Raw genomic sequence first — 19202 nt, 5'->3', positions numbered from 1 at the left:
CGGTGCGCGGGCCACGGTTGGGGCGTCTCAGAGGGCAGGGGGTGCGGCACGGGCCTTGTAGATGACACAAGGCATGAACCGAACCCTCCTGTCTCTCCTCGCCGCGGTCAGTCTGGTTGGTTGCGCTTCCAAGCCCAAGACGTCCTCCGTCACGGACAACCTGCCGGACCGGCAGCGCGGCCCCACCGCCACGGCGACAACGTCCAACGGGACCTCCGATGAAGACGAGGATGCGGCCCGCCGGGCCATGGGCCCGCTGTCCGCCGATCCGGTGTACTTCGAGCTCGACTCGGCCACGCTGCGGCCCGAGTCGCGCGACATGCTCGCGCAGCTCGCCACGGGCCTGCGGGAGCGGCCCCTGACGCGGGTGATGGTGTCGGGCCACACCTGCGAGCTGGGAACCACGGAGTACAACATCGCGCTGGGCCACCGGCGCGCGGCGGTGGTGCGCGACTACCTGCGCAACCTGGGAGTGGAGCCCAAGCAGCTCTCCATCGTCTCCTACGGCGAGGAGCGGCCACTGTCCGACACCCAGACGGAAGAGGCGCTCCGCAAGAATCGCCGCGCGGAGTTCACCTTCTCCTCGAAGGAGCAGGCCACGCGCTGAGCCGCCGGAAGGCCGTCGGAGCTCCCCGGTACGCTGCTCCCGGAATGCGCCCCGGGAACGCCGGGCGCTGGGGAGGGATGGGGAATGGGGAGCAGAATGCGTCGGAGGCCTGGCTACAAGACCCGGCCCTCCGTGGCCAGATTGGTCGAGTCATTGGGGCTGCTACGGTCGAGAGATCTGGAGGCACACGGCGCCCCACGCAGCCAACTCAACCTGCTGTGCAATGTCGGGGCCCTGCGAGAAGTCGCGCCCGGCGTCTGGGCTCGCTCGAGCGCGATGGTGACGGCCGCGGCCATCGCCGTGAAGCGCGTCCCCCGGGGCGTGCTCTGCCTGAAGTCCGCGCTGTGGGTCCACGGCTTGTTGCCTGAATCCCCCACAGAGGTCTGGATGGCCATCGGAGCGCATGCGCGTAAACCGCGCTGGGACCAGCCACCGCTCCAGGTGGTCCGCTTCTCGGGGCGCGCACAGGCCGAGGGCATCGAACACCGCCTGCTCGGGGGGTTGCCCATCACCGTCTACGGCGTCGCGAAGACGGTCGCGGACCTGTTCAAGTATCGAAACAAGCTGGGATTCCCCATCGCCGTGCGAGCGCTCCACGACTCCCTCCTCGCAGGGCTCACCACCACGGATGAGGTTCGACACTTCGCGGAAATCTGCCGCGTCAGGAAGAGTGTCGGCCCCTATCTCGAGGTCCTCGAAGCACGGCGAGGCCAGGACATCCTGCGCGTGAGGCAGGCCTTCCTCGCGCGCGAGGCTGCGCGGGCGAGGCTCCTGGAAGCGCCCCTGCTCCATCAACTCCCGGGGCATCCGGAGAGCGAAAGCCGCTGAGCCGAATCCAAGGAGCGCTGAGCCCAACGGATGGATATCCGCGAGCAGGGTCCCCGTCCGCGTCCGGGGCCGGGCCATCCGGAGGGGCGCAAACCATCAGGCCTGGCCCAAGGAGCGCCGAGCCCAAGGGGTGGGTGTTTGCGCGCGGGCGAGGTGGCCCCATCAGGTCTCGGGCCATCGGGAGGCGCAAGCCGCTGGGCTGACCTCGAGGAGCGCCGGCCCCAACGGATGGGTGTCCCAACGCTGGGCGCCCGCCCCGACGTGGCCTCAGCAGGTGGGGGGCCCGGACGCGGACACGGAGCTCGCTGTTCGGAAATGTCGGGGGTTTTGGCGCGACAAAAGTCCCGACATTTCCGAACAGCGACCACGCAAGGTCACTCCGGAGGGGCCCGGTCAGCGCCCCTGAAGACCGTCGGGGCCGGACATGTCAGCACCCGCCCCGGGGTTCAACATACGGCCCTGGCAGCCGCGCGGGCCGACTCCAGGCCATCGAGGAACTCGACGATGCGCTGGGCGCATCGCTCCGGCTGCTCCAGCGGGAAGAGGTGCCCCGTGCCGGGAAGCTCCTCCGTCTGGGGAACATTCAAGGTGAGGCGGGCCCGCTCCAGCGCGTCGCGCGTCAGCGTGTCGGACTCACCGCCGCGAATCACCAGAGCCGGGACGTTCACGGTGCCCAGCTCGCGCCAGACATCCTTCGGAGACGTCTCGAAGACACGCGCCTCCCAGGCCTTGGGGATGGTCAGCCGGAAGCCACCGCTCGGGGCCTCGGTGAGGCCGTGGGTGATGTAGTCCTGGAAGCACTCCGGGTCGAAGCGCGCGAACAGCGGCTTCTTGCCGTAGCTTCGCGCGGCCTCTTCACGAGCGCCCCATGACTCACGCCGCCGCCGCGCCAGGCTCGCGGGCGGCACGCGGCTTCGCAGCCCGAGCAGCGTCAAGGCACGGAGCGCCCATTCCCGCGTCCCCGTGAACAACACCGGGTCCAACGCCACCACGGCCCGGAAGAGCGCGGGCGCCTTCGCGGAGGCCAGCAGCGTCGCCACGCCCCCCATGCTGTGCCCCACGCCCACGACACCCTGCACGCCGTGAGCACGCAGGGCGTGAATCAGGTCATCCGCCATGTCATCCCAGGTCCGCAGCTCGCGCGGGTCGGAGCCCGGCACGAGGCACCGCGTGCGGAGCGTGAAGACGTGGTAGCGCGGCTTCAGGTGCTCGATGAGTTTGCGGTAGCACCCCGGAGGAAAGCCGTTGGCGTGGGCCAGGTGCAGCACCGGACCGGTGCCGCCCCAGTCCTCCATCTGAAGGGCGTCTCGCATGTCCCGTCGATTAACCCGGACCGCGGCGAATGTCTTCCGTCACTCGGTGGCGGACCGCCACTGCGGGTGCGCCAGCACGCGCGCCTCGATGTCGGGCGTGAGCTGCCCACCATGCGGCGCCCGGGACGACGAGCGCTTCCATCGCTCCAGCCACCGCTCACCGAGCGGCGCCTCCAGCGACTCACGCCGCGTGGCGCCCACCGTCGTCTCGCCCTTCGTCCCCGTCGACACACCCGCGCCCACGAAGAACCCGGCCAGCAGCAGCGTCACCCGCGTGGGCGTGGCCGCGCTGTACGTGAGCAGCAGCGCCCCCTCCCCGTCCTCGCGGCAGTGCCGGCGCACGCGGGCCAGCACCGCTTCGGTCCACATGTCCGGATTGGACGCCGGAGAGAACGGGTCGAAGTAGACGAGGTCCGCCACGGGCAGCGTGCCGTCCAGGTGAGGCACCGCGTCCCCCAGCAGCAACCGCCAGCGGAGCCCCTCCGCCTCCCACACCCCGTCGCGCATCAGCGTCTCCGCCGCGTCACGAAACGGCTGGAGGAAGGGAAAGCCCTCGGCGTCCGCCAGCGCCAGCCGCAGCGGCGCCAGGTCCACCTCGAAGCTGACCACCTCCAGCAGCCGGCGCTGCTCCGCGCCCAGACTCCTGGCGCAGGTGAGCGCGGCCACCGCGTTGGTGGCGGCGCCCAGCCCCACGTCATGAATCACCAGCGGCGGCCCAGGCTGGCGCAGCCGGTCCGCCAGCCGTGCCTGCTCCACATAGAGGCGCAGCGCTTCCTGCCACGGCCCCACGGAGGGGTGCATCACCTCGCCATGGCCCAGGTGCCGCACGGCGCGAGCGCCATTGCGCAGGGTGATGAGCTCGAAGTCGCCGTCGCGCGGGTTGGCTTCGGGTGCGGTGCTCACCCGACCTCCTTCAGCGTCACCTCGCGCGCGTGGGCCTCGTCCTTCAAGTCCTTGGGCGTGGCGATGGCCGCCTTGAGCTCGCGGTACACCTGCGCGTACGTCCCACCCAGGATGCCCTCGCGGATGCGCCCCATCAGCTTCTGATAGTGCCGGACGTTGTGCACGGACAGGAAGCGCGAGCCCAGGTGGTGCTTGCCCCGCATCAGGTGCTGCAGGTAGCCGCGGGTGTAGCGCTTGCACACGTAGCAGTCGCACTCCGCGTCCAGCGGCTCGTCGGAGAGGCGGAACACGCTGCGGGAGATGCGGACGAGCCCGCTGAACGTGTACGCATACCCCTGCTGGGCCATCTTGGTGGGGATGATGCAGTCGAACATGTCCACACCGCGCAGCACGGCTTCCACCAGGTCCGTGGGCGTGCCCACGCCCATCAGGTAGCGCGGCTTGTCGGCGGGCAGGGACGCGGTGGCGCGCAATGTCATGGACTCGCGCTCCACCTTCGTCTCGCCCACGGCCAGACCGCCAATGGCGAAGCCGTCGAAGGGCAGCTTCGTCAGGAAGGCCGCGCTCTCGTCACGCAGGTGAGGGAAGACGCCGCCCTGGACGATGCCGAACATCGCCTGCCCCGTGTCCCGCGCCGCCTTCGCCTCCAGGCTGCGCACCGCCCAGCGGTGGGTGCGCTCCATGGCCTCGCGCGTGCCGGCCTCGTCGGTCCGCGAGTCGATGCACACATCCAGCACCATCATGATTTCCGAGTTGATGGCCTGCTGCATGGCGATGCTCGACTCGGGGCTGAGGAGCTGCCGGCTGTTGTCGTAGAAGCTGCGGAAGTGGGCGCCCTTCTCCGTGATGAGCCGGTCCTCCGGCAGGGAGAAGATCTGGAAGCCGCCCGAATCGGTGAGCACGCCCCCGTCCCACTGCATGAAGGGGTGGATGCCGCCGAAGCGCTGGAAGACCTCGGCGCCCGGCCGGAGCATCAGGTGGTAGGTGTTGGCCAGCAGGATGCTGGCGCCCGCCTCCTTCACCTCCTCCATGGCCAGGTGCCGGAAGCCCGCGTGGGTGGCCACCGGCATGAACATGGGGGTTTTGAAGGAACCCCGGCGTGTGTGCAGGATGCCTGCACGGGCGCCCGTGGGGTCGGTGGTGAGGAGCTCGAAACGAACGGCCATGGGCCGGCCCTTATACCCGTCATGCCCGGCAGGCACCGCATCCATCTGCCCTGCCCGCTCCACCACCCGCCATCCGGGCCTCCTGCCCTCCTGGACAGCCGTACAGGCATCCTGGCATTCCGTCCGAGGCGGAACGCCGCCGGCCTCCCGGCATCTCACGTCTTCCGCCGCCGCTTCCGTGGCCTGAAGTCGACACCGGGGCGGCATTCTCCCGCCTTCCCAGCGGTTACATGGAGTCCTCGCGGTCTCCTGCAGAACGCGAAACACGTCGCCGCTTTGGCCCACCGCACCATTTCCGCTACAACGCCGCCGCCATGTTCAACGTCATCAACGTCTCCAAGGCCTACGGGCCCAAGAAGCTTTTCGAGGACGTCAACGTCACGTTCTCGCCGGGCCGCCGCTACGGCCTGACCGGTCCGAACGGGGCCGGGAAGTCCACGTTCATGAAGATCCTCGCGGGGGACGAGGAAGCGGACATGGGCAACATCGTCCGGCCTCGCAAGCTGGGAATCCTGCGCCAGGACCACTTCCGCTACGAGGACAACCGCGTCCTCGACGTGGTGCTCATGGGCAACCGTGCCCTGTGGGCGGCCATGTCCGAGAAGAACGAGCTGCTGGCCAAGTCCGACATCACCGAGGAGGACGGCAACCGGCTGGGCGACCTGGAGGGCGTCATCGCCGAGGAGGACGGCTACTCGGCGGAGAGCGACGCGGCCACCCTGCTGGCGGGCCTCGGCATCGACCAGGCCTCCCACGAAGAGCCCATGAAGCAGCTCACCGGCGGCCTCAAGCTCCGCGTGCTGCTCGCGCAGGCGCTGTTCGGCAAGCCGGAAGGTCTGCTCCTCGACGAGCCCACGAACAACCTGGACATCGACTCCATCCGCTGGCTGGAGAGCTTCCTCCACGACTACGAGGGCGTGCTCATCACCATCAGCCACGACCGGCACTTCCTCAACGCCATCTGCACGCACATCGCGGACATCGACTACGAGACCATCATCCACTACCCCGGTGGGTATGACGACATGGTCCGGCAGAAGGCGCAGGTGCGCAGCCGCGTCGAGTCCGAGACGGAGGAGAAGAAGAAGAAGATTGCCCAGCTCCAGGACTTCGTCGCGCGCTTCCACGCCGGCACCCGCGCCTCGCAGGTGCAGAGCCGCATCAAGCAGATCGACAAGCTGAAGTCGGACGACCTCAAGCGCTCTAACATCGCGCGCCCGTTCATCCGCTTCGACCAGAAGGTGGTCAGCGGCAAGCAGACGCTGATGGTCGAAGGCATCCACAAGTCCTTCGAGGGCCAAGAGGTCATCAAGCCCTTCAACGCCCTGGTCTGCAAGGGCGAGAAGGTCTGCGTCATCGGCCGCAACGGCGTGGGCAAGTCCACGCTGGTGAAGATGATTGCCGGCCAGTTGGAGCCGGACGGCGGGAAGATTGGCTGGGGCCACCAGGCCTCCGTGGGCTACCTGCCGCAGGACCACCACGGCGTCGTGCGCAAGGGCACCACCTGCTTCGGCTGGCTGCGTGACCTGCACGACAAGCTCACCAACGAGGAGATCTCCGGCGTGCTGGGCCGGATGCTGTTCTCCGGTGAGGAGCGGATGAAGAACACCGACACCCTCTCCGGTGGTGAGACGGTGCGGCTGCTCCTGTCCAAGCTGATGATCATGCAGGACAACGTGCTGGTGCTCGACGAGCCCACCAACCACCTGGACCTCGAGTCCATCGCCGCGCTGGCCGAAGGCCTCCAGAAGTACGAGGGCACGGTCATCGTCGTCACGCACGACCAGGAGCTCATCTCCGAGGTGGCCACCCGCATCTGGTCGCTCCAGGCGGGCCAGGAGGTGCTCGACTTCAACGGGCCCTACTCGGAGTTCGTGGAGAAGCACTCCGACGTCGCCGCGCGCCGCCGGTAGTCCGTCAGACGCTGGCCAGAAACACGAATCGCCGCCCGGCCCGGGGATGCGCTCCCGGGACGAGGCGGCGATTGTCGTTTCCCCCTGCCCTGACGGGACGACGGGTTCCGGACGCCGAACGAGGAGCCGCCCACGAACCCGTCATCCCGCGTGTCCGAGTCCGTGGCACCGACGCGCTGCACGGAATAGGACCATCCACGCCGCTCACGTCCTGGACCAGGTCCGACAGCGAGTGGCCCGTGCTGAGCACGGCGTACGCGGAGATGCGCGCGCGCACCTGGCCATTCACGAGGCTCTTCTCGGAGACGGTGACACGCACCCGGGCGCCCGCTTGCGGCGCGGGAGAGAGCGTGAGCGGGTCCACCTCGACGAAGAGCGCGGGCCCCTCCTGCTCGGCCTGGAGGAAGAAGCCCGCCGCGTCATTCACCACGTTGCCCACGGCCGGCTTGACATAGGTGATGCGAGCGCCGCTGAAAAGAAGGACGGTCTACCGGGAGGCCGACTTGCGCAGCAGGAACAACCCCAGGCCCATGCCCACGGTCCACTTGAAGGCCGCCGCGAGCGGCGTGTCACGCAGCCTGGGTGGAGCGGACGGCGGGCAATCCAGGGACCGGCCCGTCACCGGGTCCACCACGGGCTGGAAGCCCGGCGCGCCCGGCAGCGACGCGCCTTTCGCCTCCAACTCCGTCTTGGTGGCGGTCAGCACCTTGCCCTGCTCCGGGTCCTTCTGGCCCGGCGCCTTTCCTTCCGGGGAACGGTGCTCGAGGATGGCGTTGATTTCCGCACCCAGCAGGATGACCTGCGCGGAGATCCACATCCACAGCAGCATGACGATGACACCGCCAATGGCGCCGTAGTTGACGTCGTACTTGCCGAAGTTGGCCACATACTGGGAGAAGCCCCACGACGCGAACACCCAGATGAGCACGCCCACCACCGAGCCCGGGGTGATGAAACGGAACCGCTGATTCACGTCCGGCAACACGTAGTACAGCACCGCCCACAGGAACATCATCAGCAGGCCCGCGACCGGAAGCCGCAGCCACATGAGCACGGTGCCCAACCCGCCGGGAAGCTTGCCAGCGATGACAGGCGTGACGATGACCGCGAACGCCGCGAAGATGGCCACCGCCGCTCCTCCCAGCGTCACCAGCAGCGCGATGCCGCGCAGCTTCCAGATGGGACGCGACTCCGTCACGCCGTAGACCTTGTTGAGCGCCGTCATCAACGCCACCACGCCCGCGGAGGCCGCCCAGACGGCACCGACACCGCCCACCGTCAGCAGCCCCACCGGCCGGCTGTTCGCCAGCGCCTCGATGCGCTCGCTCAGGATGGACGTCACTTCACGGGGCGCCACCCGCGCCAGCTCCTGGATGAGCACCTGGGCCTGGGCGGGCTCGATGAGGAGGCCCGCCAGCGACACCAGGAACAGCAGGAATGGGAACAGCGCGAGGATCACCCGGAAGGTGAGCGCGCCAGCGACGTCCCCCACCTCGTCGCGCGTCCACTCGTCCTTCAGCGCCAGGAAGAACGTCTTCCAGCTCATTCCCTTGCCAGGGAGAACCATTCCGCCTCCTCGGAGGTGCTGCGACCGGGGGAAGGATGCGCATTCCCCACACCCCAAGCGACCTCCAGCCCCCAGCCTCCCTGCATGCGGCCGGAGGACAGGCGAGCAGGCAACCCTGGAAGTAGACTTCCCTGAAATTCCTATCTTCTCTGACATCCCCCTAGGCAGGAGAGCGTTCATTGGCGTACACCTTGGACGGGGGCCGCCGGTCGGTTCCGCCGCGGCCCTCTCCCCCGAGGACGCCATGTTCGTCTCCTGTCTCCTGAGTGTCAGCCTGGCGCTGAGCGCCGGCGCCGCACCCGGAATGCCCCCGGACACCCAGGCCCCCGCCCCTTCGCACACGCTGTGGCTCGTCCAGTCCCTGTACCCAGGGCAGGACGCGTTGCTGCAACGCACCGAGGAAGGGATTGCCGCGCTGATACCGCAGGACGTGCAGGCGGAGCAGCTCATCGGCCGGGGCGCCCTGGCCACGCACCTGAAGGGCCAGGGCGGCGACCTGCGCTGCGTGTCCGGCGAGGCGCGCTGCCGGGAGCCGCTGGAGGCGTATCTGGAATCACTGGGCCTGGAGCGCGTCGTGCTGGTGCAGGTGGGCCAGGACGACGCCGGCTACCGCTTCCGCGCCGTCAGCGTCCGGCCCGGCACGGGCGCCCGGGGTCAGGCGGAGACGGCGAACCCCGCGTTCGAGAAGGCCCTGGCCGGCGTGCTGGTGAAGTTCCTGTCGCTCAACGCCACGGTGGTGGCGGAGACGACGCCCGCGGGGGCCACCGTCTTCATCGACGGCGTGAAGGTGGGCTCCACGCCCTTCACCACGGAGGTGCTGCCAGGTGAGCACACCTTCCGCTTCGAGCTGGCTTCGCACCTTCCGAAGGAAGAGACGCGCGTGCTGAGCTCGCGCCAGCAGGTGAAGCTGGGCGCCGCGCTGGAGAAGGTGCCCGCGCGGCTGGTGGTGAAGGCGCAGCCGGAGGGCGCGGAGATTCGCGTGGACGGCCAGCCGGTGGGGACCACCGCGGTGGACCAGGGCATCCAGCCCGGCACGCGCAGGGTGTCGCTGACGCTGGACGGCTACGAGCCCCACGAGGTGACGGCGGAGATCGTGCCCGGCGGGACATTCACGCTGGAGCACGCGCTGACGCCCACCTCCATGCAGTCCTTCAAGCTGGCCATGCGCCGCCGCAAGGAAGCCACCATGGCGCGGCAGAGCTACCTGGAGGCCTCGTTCGAACTGCAGCGCCTCACGGGCACGTCGCTGGCGACCCAGCCGCTGAGCACCTCGGAGGATTTGGAGAGCCTGCGCACCCGGGACGTGCGCGCGCCGGGTTCGCGCAACCTGCGCGGCGTGGGTGTCGAGTACGGCCGCTATGGCCAGTTCTTCGGCGTCATGCTGGTGGGCGCCACCTACGCCTCCACGGGAGACACGTGGACGCTGGGCATCGACGTACCGCCTGGCGTGGGCGGCGCGGGGCCGGACGGAGTGTCGTCGCTGGACACGCAGGTGCAGGCGGTGTCGCTGCGCGCGCTCCAGCCGCAGCTGCGCTACGTGCTCGGGCCCGTGTCCTTCGCCCTCCAGGTGGGACTGGAGGGCCGAGGACTGCTGGTGAAGGAACGCGCGGGTGACGCGGCCATCTTCAAGGACGGCCTCTACGCGCTGGACCTGCACGCGTCCGGACAGGCCACCGCGCGCATCTTCGTATACGAGGGTCTGTACGCCTCCGTCGCGTACCTGCACAGCTTCACGCTGCTGAAGAAGATTGCCGGAACGAGCAACATTCGCGGAGGGCTGGGCTATGCGTTCTGACCTGCGGCGCCTGACGTGGGCCTGTGTGCTGCTGACATGTGGCCTGTCCCTGGCCGAGCCCCTGGTGGGGCCCTCCGTCGGCCGTGGCGATGCGCTGCTGGCCGAGGGCACCCGCCTCTACAACAAGCGCAAGCACAAGGACGCGGCGGAGGTGTTGCTCCAGGCCACGCGCGCCAACCCGTCCCTGCTGCCCGCATACCTGGGCCTGGCCCGCGCGCGCATGGGGGCCAAGGACGTCCCCGGTGCCTGCGCCGCCTACCGCGCCTACGTGCGCAGCGCGCCGGACATCCAGGACCGCACCAAGGCGCAGCGCGAGCTGGCCCTGTGCGAACGCAAGCTGAAGGCCGCGCGCCGCAAGAAGCGCAACAAGGTGCCGCCCGACATGACGGCCCGGCACGTGGAGCTGAAGGCCGGCTTCTTCGCCGCGCTGGAGGAAGGCCGGCTGGTGGGCCCCGGGGCGGCAGGCGAGACGCTGCGCACGCTGGTGTCCGAGGGCTACCTGGGCACGGACCTGGGCGACATGGCCGCGCGGCTGAGCGCGGCCTCCCAGTCCACCACCGACGACCTGCACCAGCGGGCCCTGGCCGGTGAAGCGCTCCCCACGGCGCGCCTGCGGGAGTCCGGCGCGCTCTTCGACCTGGCTCGCGACACGGGGGAGCCGTCCGCCAAGGCCGCTGCCCAGGCGCCTTTCCTGGAAGGGCTCGCGGCGCTCCAGAGTGGAGACTCCACCGGGGCGCAGCGCCTGTTCGCGAAGGCCGCATCCGCGGCGCCCGAGCGCACCGAGTACCGCGTGTGGCGCGCCGCCGCGCTCCAGCGCGCCGGAGATTTGGACGGCGCGCTGACGGTGCTGGAGACGGACCTGCCGCAAGATGCGCGCACGGACGTGCTCCGCGCGGCCTCCGCCCAGCGGAAGTCCCCCGAGGCGGGAGCTCGCGAGTTGGAGCGCATCCTCTTCCAACGCTACGCCCCGGCCACGCGCTGACCGGGGTCCCCTCCCCTCCTGCCCTGCAAGGACACCATGTCGCTCTTCATCTGCCAGCGGTGCGAGGCCCAGCATGAGAAGTGGGACGGCGCCTGTCCGGCCTGTGGTGGCACCGACCTTCTGACGGTGGCGCCGGCCGTGGACCGGATGCTCGGCCGCGTCGTGGCGGGCCGCTTCCGCATCCTCCGGCGGCTGGGCCAGGGCGGCATGGGTTCGGTGTACCTGGCCGAACAGGTGGGCATCGGCCAGCAGGTGGCGATGAAGTTCCTCAACAGCGGCCTGTCCATGGACCCGGACGTGGCCCGCCGCTTCCTCAACGAAGCCAAGAGCTACGCGCGGGTGGCCCACCCCAACGCGGTGACGCTGCACGACTTCGGGCAGGACGAGGAAGGCAGCCTCTACATCTCCATGGAGTACGTGGAGGGGGATGACCTCAAGAGCCTGCTCGCCACGTGTGGCCGGCTCGCGCTCGACGAGGCCGTGGACATCGTCCTCCAGGTGGCGGACGTGCTCGCCTATGCCCACGCACGCCAGGTCATCCACCGTGACCTCAAGCCGGAGAACATCATGGTCCGGCAGGGCATGCGTGGCCGGCACGTGAAGGTGCTGGACTTCGGCATCGCCCGAATCACCGACGGCGCGACACGGCTCACCATCCAGGGCTCGGTGGCCGGCACGCCGCGCTACATGTCCCCCGAGCAGGCCATGGGCCTGGACGTGGACGCCCGCGCGGACGTGTACGCGGTGGGCATCGTCCTCTTCGAGCTGCTCACCGGTCAGCAGCCCTTCGACGGTAGCAGCGTCTCCGAAATCATGCAGAAGCAGGTCCACCAGCCCATGCCACGACTGGCGCAGGTGGTGGCGGACCTCCAACAGCCAGCCGTCGACGCCGTCATCCAGAAGGCCACCGCGAAGCGCCGCGAGGAGCGCTACGCCACCATGGAGGCCTTCGCGTCGGACCTGGTCAACGCGCTGCCCACCCTCACCCGCCGGCGCGCGGTCAGTGGCATCAACCCCGCCATCACCGGCGGTGGCCTCGAACCGGCGCGACCGGCCACGCTCCTCTTTGGCACGGAGGGCTCCGAGGCCACCCTGGTGCGCGCCGCCCCGGCGGAGGCCGCGCCGGTGACGGGCACCGCGCCCATTCCGCTGACACAGCCCGCCGCGCCCTCCGGGCTCCGGGTGGGCGCGGAGGGCTTCAACAAGACGGCGCACGCGGCCTCCCCCTACGCGGCGCCGAAGCGCTCGAAGTCCAGCGCGGTGGTGGGGCTGGGCATCGCCGGCGTCCTGCTCCTGGGCGGCGTGGGCATCGTGGCCCTCCGGGGCGGGAGCGGCGACGACGTCAAGGAGGGAACCCTGGTTCCAGTCGGCACCCCGGCGCAACCGGCGCCCCCCACCAACGAGGCCGGAGCGCCACCGCACGCCACCAACGGGACGGTGGAGACAGCGCCCGACGATGTCGCGACCCGGCAGCTCAAGGTACTCGCGGCGGGACAGGCCATCGACATTGGCAATGACTTCAACGAAGGCCGGCTGGACAGCGCGATGAAACGGCTGGCCCAGGCACGGAGCCTGGGATTGGAGGCCGTCGAGCCCGAGCTGGCGGCGCTCGCAGGCAAGGTGGAGGACGCCTCGAAGCGCATGGCCCGCGCCCGCGCCCTGGAGAACGACGGCAACTGCGAGACGGCCATCACCCTCTATCGCGCTTTGAAGCGCGACCATCCGCAGCTCGTGGAGGCCCAGCGAGGCATCCGGCGCTGCCAGGACATGCTGCCTCCAGAGGTGTCCGACTAGGCGGGGAGAGCCCTCGCCAGCGAGGGCCGGCGCTCAGGCTCCAGGCGCGCGAAGGAAGCCGCTCTCGACGAAGTACTTGAAGTAGGTGCGGAAGAGGGACTCGTCCACCGGCGGGCACTCGATGCCACTGCCCTCCAATCCCGCGCGAGTGTTCCGGTGATCCACGCGTCCCCAGGATGAAAAGAGCCGCAGGGGCCCCGCGCCGTCCGGAGCCTCCCGAGCGCCAATCAGCGGAGCGAGCGCGAAGAGCGCGTTGTGGTCCCGGTGCTCGGTCTCCCGCCGCAACTCATCGAGCCACTCGGTCTGCGACAAACTCCGCAGCGAATAGCCCAACGTCTCCAACCACCCGCGCAGCAGCCCCGCCGACACCGGGCGTGGGTGGCTCAGATGGAACGTCTTCCCGGAGGACTCGGGCTCTCGCGAGAGGTGCACGATTGCCTTCGCCACGAAATCCACCGGCAGCAAATCCAGCGTGCCATCCAACACCGGCATGCTGCCGAGTTGGATGAAGCTCTTCAGGCTTCGGGTGACGAAGTCGGTGGTGTTCCAGACGCCCGTCTGGCTGTGGCCGGTCACGTTGCCCAAACGGTAGATGGCGACCTGCATGCCCCGGCTACGGGCCTGCGCCACCAACCGCTCCGCCACCCATTTGCTCTGGGCATAGCCGGTGCGGAACCCCGTCGCCCCCTCGATGCCATCATCCTCCGCGAGCAGGCCCCCACCCTGGCGAAGATGCGGCGGGAAGACGGACAGCGTGGACACGTGGTGGAACACCTTCGGCCGGCCCCGGCACGCGAGCTCCAGAAGCGCCTGCGTCGCTTGCACGTTGGGCGCCCTCATCTCCCGGTACGGGTAGAGGAAGCTCACCACCGCGCCGCAGTGGTAGATGGCGTCGATCCGCCCGGCAAGTGCTTCGAGCTGCGCGGACGAGAGCCCCAGCCCGGGCTCCGCCAGATCTCCCGCAACAGGTTCAATCCGCTCCCGGAAGCGCTCCTCCCAGAGCCCATAGGCGCGGAGCTTACGTTCCAGCCTGGCCCCCGCCTCCTCGCGCCCAGCCGCGCGGATGAGACAGTGGATGCGCGCGGGCAACCGCTCCAGCAGCTCCTTCAACAGGAAGGCCCCCACGAAGCCGGTCGCCCCAGTCAGCAGGAGGTGCCGAGGGGGGCGAGGCCGCGCGGGCATCGGGCCACGAGGTTCGAGCCCGGGTGGCAGCACGGCGTCGGCCATCGGATCCACCTCCGCCTCGCCCCCCGGAACTGGCGAGCGCTCCAACGCGGCGTCGATGACCGCTGCCATCCCCGCGATAGTCGGCTGTTCGAGCAGCGCCTGAAGCGACAGCTCGACCCTGAAGGTCGTGCGCGCCCGCATGGCGAACCGGACCGCCAGCAACGAGTGTCCGCCCACCGTGAAGAAACTGTCGAACACGCCGGAGACCGCACTCCCTCCCAGCAGCTCGCGCCAGAGCTCCGCCACGGCGCGCTCAGTGGCACTCCGCGGCGGGACGGACGCCCCCGCGCCTCGTGGCACGGCCCCCCAATCCGGTGCTGGCAATGCGCGGCGATCAACCTTGCCGTTCGGCGTCAACGGGAAGCGGGCCAGCGGGACGAACACGGTGGGCACCATGGGCCCAGGCAACCGCTCCGAGAGCCACTGGCGCAGCGCCTGCACATCCCTTCCGTCCTGCCCCGTCCGCGGGATGAAGTAGGCCACCAGCCGCACATCCTCTGCTGCGAGCACCCGGGCAACGACCACCGCCTGCTCCACCGCCGGATGCCCCGCGAGCGTCGTCTCGATCTCCGCCAACTCGATGCGGTGACCACGCACCTTCACCTGATGGTCGACGCGCCCAAGGAACTCGAGCCCCCCGCCCTCCCGCCAGCGGACGAGATCGCCCGTGCGGTACAGGCGCGCCCCCAGCCTGGCCGAGAAGGAATCCGGAACGAAGCGCTCCGCCGTGAGCGTTGGCTGGCCAAGGTAGCCCCGGGCCACCCCCTCGCCGCCAATGAACAGCTCACCGGGGACGCCCACCGGCACCGGGCGACCACTCGCATCGAGCACGTACAACTCCGTGTTGTCGATGGCGTGCCCGAGTAACGGGTCGGCCTCTTCGTCCTGGAGGCGCTCCACCGCGGACCAGATGGTCGTCTCGGTGGGGCCATACAGGTTCCAGACGCTCCCGGCCACTTCTCCGAGCGCGCGGGCGAGCGGGCGGGACATGGCCTCTCCACCGCAGAAGGCTCGCAGCCGCAGGCCCGCTGGGAGCCCGGCCTGCAACAGCATCTGCCAGGTGGCGGGAGTGGCCTGCAACACACTCGCGCCGCACCTGCTCACCCCCGCGGCCAGCAGTGCCCCATCGCGTTGCCACGCCTGTGGCGCGATCACCACGCGGGCCCCCACCGCCAGCGGAAGTAGGAGCTCCAACCCCGCGATGTCGAAGGAGAGCGAGGTCAGCGCGAGCACCACGTCCTCCGGCCGCAGCCCCGGCTCGCGCCGCATCGACTGGAGGAAGTTGAGCACATTCTGGTGCGTCACCATCACGCCCTTGGGACGCCCGGTGGAGCCGGAGGTATAGAGGACGTACGCCAACCGGGTGGAGAGCGCCGGACGCGGCGGCGGCTTGGAGGGCAACGCGGCCAGCTCGGCGCGCACTTCATCGAAGAGGATTGACCGGACCTGCCCCGCGGGGAGCCGGCCGCGCACCGAGGACTGCGTCAACAGCACGGCCACGCCCGCGTCCGCCATCACGTAGGCCGTCCGCTCGGCCGGGTAGTCTGGATCCAACGGGACATAAGCCCCGCCCGCTTTGAGCACCCCCAGCACCGCGACCAGCAACTCCAGCGAGCGCGGGAGGCAGAGCCCCACCCGCACCTCTGGACCGACGCCATGGCCTCGCAACATGTGCGCGAGCTGGTTCGCGCGCGCATCCAGTTCGCGGTACGTCACCCGCTCATCCTGGAACACCGCAGCGACGGTCTCCGGGGTGCGCGCGGCTTGGGCTTCGAACAGGGCGGGGAGATCGGCCTCGTCCGGTGGTGCCACCCGCGGTCCTCGGCCTCGCTCCAGCAGCGCCGACAGTTCGTCCGCCGGCAGCAACTCCAGCGACGCCAACACCTTGGAGCCGCCCTCCGCCAGCGCCCAGAGTGACTGCTCCAGGTGCCGCAACAACCGTTGAATCACCTCGTCGCTGAACCGGTCACGTTCGTAGGAAGCCCAGAGTTCGAGCGACTCGCCCGGACGCGCGGTGAGCGTGAGCGCATAAGGAGCACGCGCCGCGCCGAACCGGCGCTCGACAACGAGCCCGGCCCCCGGCGGGCTCCAGCACGCCGCCTCCGCGGGGTAGTTCTCGAAGACGAGCAGGCTCTCGAAGAGCGCCTCACCGGGCTTGCCAGCGCACCAACGCTGGACCTCGGCCAGGGGTGTCTGCTCGTGTGCGAGGAGTTCGGTGAGCTGAGCCTGGAGCGTGTGCAGCCAGCCGTCGGCAGTGGCCTGGGAGGGCACCTCCACCCGCACGGCCAACGTGTTGAGCAGCAACCCGGCAATGCCTTCCACTCCGTCCAGTTCGATGGAGCGCCCGGACACCGCCAGCCCAAACGTGACCTCGCGCTGGCCGCTGTAGCACCCCAGGAGCACGGCCCACGCTCCCGCCAGAAGCGTGTTCAGCGTGACGCGGTGACGCACCGCCAGGGCCTTGAGCCGGGCGGTCCGTCCGGCGTCGAGCCGAAGCAGCAGCGCCGCGTCCGGCTCCGGCACGCGGCGGCTGGGCCGGCGGTCCACGAACAAGGGCGTTGGCGAGACACCAGGGCCCAGCGTTTCCCTCCAGAACGGAGCCTCCGCGGAGAAGTCGCGCGAGCGAATCCAGCGCACGAAATCCCGGTACGGTCGGGCCGGAGGCAGCTCATGGCGGGTCCCAGCCCGGAGCGCCGCGTACGTGGCGAAGAGCTCGCCCAGCACGAGCGCCGCGCTCCAGCCATCAAAGACGAGGTGGTGCAGGCTCCAGACGGCCCAATACCGCCCGTCCTCCAACTGGACCACCGCCAGGCGCACCGGCGGCGCGTCCGTGAGCGTGAAACCGCGCGCACGATCCTCGGCGAGAAAACGCTCGCGCCGCTCCTCGAACGCGAGCGGATCCTGTGAGCGCCAGTCCCACCACTCGATCGGCGGCAACTCCCGCGCCTCGACCTGACGTGGAGCAGAGAGCCCCTCCCACTGGAAGCGCATCCGCAGCCCCGGATGGCGGGCGCCCACCTCGCACCAGGCGCGCTCGATGAGCTCCGGAACGAGCGGACCGCGAAGTTCGAACTCCAGTTGCTCGTGGTACACGCGCGAATCGGGCGCGAGCAACGTATGGAACAGCATTCCCTCCTGCATGGGCGTGAGCGGATACGGCTCTGACACGGCAGAGGAGGGCCACTCGTCCTCCGGGACAGCGGAGGCGCTCCCTCCGTCCGGGAGTTTCGGCAAGGCCGCGCGCAGCACCCCGGCCAGCTCCGCGATGGTGGGATGGCTGAAGAGCTGGGAGGGGCGGCACCGGTAACCCGCCTCGCGGAGACGGGCAGCGAGCCGGACAGCGAGGATGGAGTCGCCCCCCAGCTCCAGGAAGTGCGCGTGGCGCCCTGGGAGCGCGACGCGCAGCACCTCGCCCCAGAGCCGAGACAACCTTTCCTCCAGCGCACCTCGCGGCGCCTCATGGATGCCTGAGGGCACGAGGCGGTTGAACTCCGATGGCTCAGGCAGCGCGCCGCGGTCCACCTTGCCTGTCGGGGTGAGCGGAAGTCCGTCCAGCGGGATGAAGACCGCCGGAACCATGTAATCCGGCAAGGACCGCTCCAGGAACGCCCGAAGCCCCGTGAGTTCGAGCGGCTCCGCGGCATTCCGCGCCGGGACGACATAGGCCACCAGTCGGCGCTCGTCCTCCCCTTCGCCACGGACCACCACCGCCGCCTCGCGGAGCCCGGGGTGGCCCAAGAGGGCCGCCTCGATCTCGCCCAGCTCGACACGGTAGCCACGCACCTTGACCTGATGATCGCGGCGGCCAAGGAAGTGCAGCGTCCCATCCGGCATCCCTCGGACGAGATCTCCCGTGCGGTACAGCCGCGCGCCCGGCTCCTCGCTGAACGGATCCGGGACGAAGGCCGCGGCGGTGAGGTCCGGGCGCCGGAGGTATCCCCGCGCCAGCCCCACGCCCCCGATGAAGAGCTCTCCCACCTCCCCCGGCGCGGCGAGGTGACCACGCGCGTCCAGGACATGGAGCCGCGTATTCGACACCGGCGCTCCCATCGGGACATAGGAGCGCGTCTCCCCCGGGACACAGTCCCAGCAGGAAGCATCGATGGTCGCCTCGGTCGGCCCATATTGGTGGTGAAGCCGCGCCGGCACCCGCGCGAGCAACCGCTCACACAAGGAGACCGGGACCACCTCACCACCACAGAAGATGTGCCGCAGCGAGGTGCAGCGCTCCAGCTCCGGCGCGTCCAGCACCAACCGAAGCAGCGTGGGACCGAAGTGCGCGATGGACACGCCCTGCCGCGCGATCAGGTCGGCCAGGTAGCCTCCATCCCGCTGCCCACCCGGCCGGGCCAGCACCAGACGCGCGCCAGCGATCAATGGCGCGAAGATCTCCCAGACCGAGATGTCAAAGCTCAGTGAGGCCTTTTGCAGGAACGCGTCTGCCGCCCCAAGGGGGTACGTCGCCTGACGCCAGCGCAAGTGGTTGGCCACCGCCCGGTGCGTCACCATCACGCCCTTCGGGCTCCCGGTAGAGCCCGACGTGTAGATGACATAGGCCAGGTGCTCGGCGGTGAGTCCGTTGTCTGGCGGAGAATCGGGCTCGGAAGCGATTCGGGCCGCATCCCGGCGTAGATCGACGACACAATGGCCGCCCCACTCCCACGGCACGTCCCCGGCGCCGGAGGTCACCAGCACGTCCGCGCGCGCGTCCGCCAGGAAGCGCCGCAGGCGCTCGGCGGGGTACTCCGGATCGAGCGGAAGATAGGCACCCGCCGCCTTCCAGATCCCAAGCACACCGACCACCATGTCGATGGAGCGTGGGACGTGCAGCCCCACGATGGACTCGGGCCCCACCCCGAGCCGCCTCAGGTGGTGGGCGAGCCGGTTGGCACGAGCCTCCAACGCCCCATAGGACACCTCTCCCTCTTCGGACCAGATCGCGATGGCATCCGGCGTGCGCCGAGCCTGCTCCGCGACCTGCTCATGCAGCAGGAAGGATGAAGCGGCCCCAAGAGAGAGTCCCACCTGCGGTGTCGACCTCGTCATTCCTCACCGCCTCGAACGCTTCCCCACCCAGCCCGAGCGCCCGCCTTGGAATGGCTGAAGC

12 protein-coding genes are annotated in these 19202 nt (G+C 69.7%); 6 read left to right on the top strand and 6 right to left on the bottom strand.

The window, feature by feature from the left end:
- Nucleotides 1-73 precede the first annotated feature (73 nt).
- Nucleotides 74-607 carry an OmpA family protein gene (locus tag HNV26_RS17165; protein ID WP_171439557.1) on the top strand — a complete coding sequence of 178 codons (534 nt, stop codon included), beginning with the start codon at nucleotides 74-76 and terminating at the stop codon, nucleotides 605-607.
- A gap of 132 nt (nucleotides 608-739) precedes the next feature.
- Entirely contained in the window at nucleotides 740-1435 is a 696-nt protein-coding gene (locus tag HNV26_RS17160; RefSeq protein WP_366816887.1) for a type IV toxin-antitoxin system AbiEi family antitoxin domain-containing protein, read from the top strand.
- 446 nt (nucleotides 1436-1881) lie between these two features.
- Here HNV26_RS17160 and HNV26_RS17155 read toward each other — a convergent pair whose 3' ends face one another.
- The 3 genes from HNV26_RS17155 to tgt are packed head-to-tail and all read right to left on the bottom strand — an operon-like array spanning nucleotide 1882 to nucleotide 4817.
- Nucleotides 1882-2748 (bottom strand): alpha/beta fold hydrolase, encoded by an 867-nt coding sequence (locus HNV26_RS17155; protein ID WP_171439559.1) that lies wholly within the window; start codon nucleotides 2746-2748, stop codon nucleotides 1882-1884.
- 39 nt (nucleotides 2749-2787) lie between these two features.
- Nucleotides 2788-3651 carry a tRNA (5-methylaminomethyl-2-thiouridine)(34)-methyltransferase MnmD gene (locus HNV26_RS17150; RefSeq protein WP_171439560.1) on the bottom strand — a complete coding sequence of 288 codons (864 nt, stop codon included), beginning with the start codon at nucleotides 3649-3651 and terminating at the stop codon, nucleotides 2788-2790.
- Nucleotides 3648-4817 carry a tRNA guanosine(34) transglycosylase Tgt gene (gene tgt / locus HNV26_RS17145; RefSeq protein ID WP_171439561.1) on the bottom strand — a complete coding sequence of 390 codons (1170 nt, stop codon included), beginning with the start codon at nucleotides 4815-4817 and terminating at the stop codon, nucleotides 3648-3650. Before tgt ends, HNV26_RS17150 begins: the two co-directional genes overlap by 4 nt.
- Before the next feature lie 314 nt (nucleotides 4818-5131).
- Here tgt and HNV26_RS17140 point away from each other — a divergent pair, with 314 nt between their 5' ends.
- Complete coding sequence (locus tag HNV26_RS17140) at nucleotides 5132-6730, top strand: ABC-F family ATP-binding cassette domain-containing protein (protein WP_140864138.1); 1599 nt, start codon at nucleotides 5132-5134, stop codon at nucleotides 6728-6730.
- 4 nt (nucleotides 6731-6734) lie between these two features.
- On the opposite strand, the gene HNV26_RS37915 is transcribed toward HNV26_RS17140, so the two are convergent.
- Nucleotides 6735-7169 (bottom strand): hypothetical protein, encoded by a 435-nt coding sequence (locus HNV26_RS37915; protein WP_216612430.1) that lies wholly within the window; start codon nucleotides 7167-7169, stop codon nucleotides 6735-6737.
- A gap of 48 nt (nucleotides 7170-7217) precedes the next feature.
- Entirely contained in the window at nucleotides 7218-8297 is a 1080-nt protein-coding gene (locus HNV26_RS17130; RefSeq protein WP_171439562.1) for a YihY/virulence factor BrkB family protein, read from the bottom strand.
- Nucleotides 8298-8541: 244 nt separating this feature from the next.
- Here HNV26_RS17130 and HNV26_RS17125 point away from each other — a divergent pair, with 244 nt between their 5' ends.
- From HNV26_RS17125 to HNV26_RS17115, 3 genes are read left to right on the top strand one after another with little or no spacing between them, the layout of a single operon-like run.
- Nucleotides 8542-10092 carry a PEGA domain-containing protein gene (locus HNV26_RS17125; protein ID WP_253816696.1) on the top strand — a complete coding sequence of 517 codons (1551 nt, stop codon included), beginning with the start codon at nucleotides 8542-8544 and terminating at the stop codon, nucleotides 10090-10092.
- Nucleotides 10082-11074, top strand: a complete 993-nt coding sequence (locus HNV26_RS17120) for a tetratricopeptide repeat protein (RefSeq protein WP_171439563.1) — start codon at nucleotides 10082-10084, stop codon at nucleotides 11072-11074. The genes HNV26_RS17125 and HNV26_RS17120 overlap by 11 nt, the downstream gene beginning before the upstream one ends.
- 36 nt (nucleotides 11075-11110) lie before the next feature.
- Nucleotides 11111-12868: a serine/threonine protein kinase gene (locus HNV26_RS17115; RefSeq protein ID WP_171439564.1), complete on the top strand. Its 1758-nt coding sequence runs from the start codon at nucleotides 11111-11113 to the stop codon at nucleotides 12866-12868.
- Between the two features lie 33 nt (nucleotides 12869-12901).
- On the opposite strand, the gene HNV26_RS17110 is transcribed toward HNV26_RS17115, so the two are convergent.
- Nucleotides 12902-19141: a non-ribosomal peptide synthetase gene (locus HNV26_RS17110; protein WP_216612429.1), complete on the bottom strand. Its 6240-nt coding sequence runs from the start codon at nucleotides 19139-19141 to the stop codon at nucleotides 12902-12904.
- Nucleotides 19142-19202: the final 61 nt, after the last annotated feature.

The organism is Myxococcus xanthus (assembly GCF_013116825.1).
GTDB classification, from domain to species: Bacteria; Myxococcota; Myxococcia; order Myxococcales; family Myxococcaceae; genus Myxococcus; species Myxococcus xanthus_B.
The sequence above is the reverse complement of the archived record's forward strand: the minus strand, read 5'-3'. Positions and strand labels throughout refer to the sequence as shown.